1 protein-coding gene is annotated in these 1,077 nt (G+C 66.4%); it reads right to left on the bottom strand.

Features of this window, described 5'->3' with window-relative positions; translation table 11 throughout:
- A partial coding sequence (locus ACWFRU_RS42480; RefSeq protein ID WP_453694222.1) for an IS5 family transposase occupies positions 1-845 on the bottom strand: 845 nt, incomplete at its 3' end.
- Positions 846-1,077 lie beyond the last annotated feature (232 nt).

Here is a 1,077-nt window from a genome sequence, read left to right as displayed (position 1 = left end):
GCTGGTGAGGGGTCGCGCCAGGAGACGGTGTTCTCGCCGGTGAGGCGGCGGGCCATGAGGTCGGTCATGGCGAGATGGATCATGGCTTCGGAGCGATGCGGATGGGTCTCGTAGTCGCGGGCCAGGCGGCGGTGGAGCATCAGCCAGCCGTAAGTCCGCTCGACTGCCCAGCGTTTGGGGATCGGCGTGAAGCCCCTGCTTCCGGGGTGGCGTTGGACGATTTCGAGATCGATGCCGAGAGTGGCGGCGTGCTCGATGAAGTGCTTGCGGTAGCCGCCGTCGACCCAGGCTTTGCGCAGGCCAGGGTGGTCGGCGGCGGTCTGCTCGAGGAGGGTGCGGCCGACCGTGGAGTCCTGGACGCAGGCCGCGGTGACCAGCACGGCCAGCAGCAGGCCGAGCGTGTCGGTGATGATGCTGCGCTTGCGGCCCACGATCTTCTTGCCCGCGTCGATGCCCTGGCTGGTGGCGGGGACGCTGGTGGAGGTCTTCACGCTCTGCGCGTCGATCACGCAGGCCGACGGGTGTTTGTCGCGCCCTTCCTGCTGGCGTACCAACTCCCTCAGCAGACCGTTGAGTTGGGCGAAGATGCCGTCCTTCTGCCAGTGGGCGAAGTAGCCGTAGACCGACTGCCAGGGCGGGAAATCGTGCGGGAGATACGCCCACTGACAGCCGGTACGGTCCACATACAGGATCGCATTCATGATCTCGCGCAGGTCATGCCGAGGCGGGCGTCCGAAGTCCAGGGCCCGGCCGCGTCGCTCGAAGCGCCAGGCGGACAGCACCGGCTCGATCAACTCCCAGCGGGCATCGGACAGATCACTCGGATACGCACGACGTTCCCTCATGACCTCGGCATACCGCCGCCCGGGGGCGTGCGCCCAGGCGTGCGTCCGGGGAAAGCGAAGCACGGGACAGACCGGGGCGTCCTGGAATGAGACAGACGTAAGCAGCCCTGCACCTCATTCGCCACACCACCCGCCTCGTCAGAAGAAACAGCCCCTCCAGCCTCACCAGCAGCACATCGAGCGGCAGACCAAAGCAACTCAGAACACTGCACTCAGGAGGAAAACGACCTCT

The organism is Streptomyces sp. NPDC055099 (genome assembly GCF_053607685.1).
Note: the sequence above shows the minus strand (reverse complement) of the source record. Positions and strands in the feature narration are given on the sequence as shown.